2 protein-coding genes are annotated in these 1,618 nt (G+C 37.6%); both read left to right on the top strand.

The genetic code is table 11. The annotated features are described in order from the left end of the window. The first annotated feature begins 62 nt into the window (after nt 1-62). Complete coding sequence (locus QT974_RS34170; protein WP_333472789.1) at nt 63-1,235, top strand: DUF262 domain-containing protein; 1,173 nt, start codon at nt 63-65, stop codon at nt 1,233-1,235. Between the two features lie 6 nt (nt 1,236-1,241). After that, on the top strand, nt 1,242-1,618 hold a 377-nt coding region (locus QT974_RS34175), incomplete at its 3' end, for an MAE_28990/MAE_18760 family HEPN-like nuclease (RefSeq protein ID WP_333472790.1).

Raw genomic sequence — 1,618 nt, forward strand, 5'->3', positions numbered from 1 at the left:
CGCTCGGTCGATCGTGAAAATGCTATAATAATTAACAAGTTATGCTTAGGGAGACTACGGAAATGCAGCTCGCATCATTTGAACAAAAAATGTGGGAGAGTTCGCCAGCAAAAACTCGTACTAAAATATCCGATAGTGAAATCAACCATAAATACGAGTTAAGAGAGAATAGAATTCTTACTGAAATCAACCGTGAAAAGCTTCCGAGTTTTGTCCAGGCTTTAAAGCAGCCTGGTTATATGGAAGTGCGACCATTTTACCAAAGAAGGGCGCGTTGGACTACCAAAATGCAATCCAAACTAATCGAATCATTTCTCGTCAATATTCCAGTTCCATCAATAATTTTATACGAAAAAGAATACTATTCATATGAGGTTATGGATGGTCAACAAAGAATTACTGCGATTCAGGATTTTTATGAAAACAAGCTTTCATTAACAGGGCTGGAACTTTGGCCTGAATTAAATGGACGTACCTACAATCAACTTCCTCAAAAAATTAGAGCAGGTATCGACCGTCGTTCTATATCATCTACAGTAATTATTGCAGAATCAACCTCCGATCCTGAAGAGGCTCTATTCTTAAAACAAAAAACCTTCGAGCGCCTTAACACTGGAGGCGTAGATTTAAGTCAACAGGAAGTGCGAAACTGTTTGTATTATGGAAAGTTCAATGAACTGTTGCTAAAATTATCGCGCCATCCCATGTTTGCAGAAGCTTGGGGAATTCCGACACAGGATAACAGCCCCGAATTGGAGAAAAATACCCTTTATAAAAAAATGGAAGATGCTGAGTTAGTTCTGCGTTTTTTTGCTCTCAGAAATGTTGATAATTACCAACGGGGAATGGAAGGCTTTTTAGATTTGTACATGATGAGAAGTTTAAATTTTGATGAGGAAGATATCAATTATTTGGAATCTATTTTTCTCAAAACTATCACAATAGCTCACCTAATTTACGGAGAGCATTTATTCAAACCATTTGACCAGAAAACTCAAACTTGGTCAAACAAGACTTATAAAGCATATTATGATGCAATGATGGTGGGTTTAAGTAGGTACTTGCAATATGAAAAAAGATTAATTGCTCTAAAAGACCGAATTATTGAAGAGACAAAGAACATCTTTAAAAAACCTGAATCTCGTCTTCTCACAGGAGGTGGAAAAACCAAGGCAGAGATTCAGGAACGAATCAGGATATTTGACGAAATGCTTTTGCAAGTTATCGGAGAGTAACTTGCGATGTTTGACGAGCTTCTCAAGACAGTCTGTCTTAAAATTTCCACTGTCCGTTCGATGATAAAGATTAACGATCGACTTAGAAAAATCGTTTTTCAAGACAGTTCAGATATCAAACAGTTGAAAGAAAATCCTGAATTTGCCGCATTAATAGAAGTAATCTCTAGCAAAGAAGAATGGCGAATTTACGATCGCTCTGCTGTTGTAACCCGATTGTATGCTATTTACGAGCGATTCGTTGAGGATTTAATTTCGGATTGGCTGCGAGGGATGCCCGATTTGGTTCCGCGCTATTCAGACTTGGAAGAAAAAATCCAAAATACCCACCGAGAGGGTATAGGGCGTTTGTTGATTGACATCAAAAAGAATAGGTTTCAACA

The organism is Microcoleus sp. BM001215392, from assembly GCF_036700185.1.
Classification (GTDB): Bacteria; Cyanobacteriota; Cyanobacteriia; order Cyanobacteriales; family Microcoleaceae; genus Microcoleus.

Excerpts from the sequence above, each read along its gene's own strand:
- QT974_RS34170 (WP_333472789.1), top strand. The coding sequence starts at position 63 with ATGCAGCTCGCATCATTTGAACAAAAAATGTGGGAGAGTTCGCCAGCA.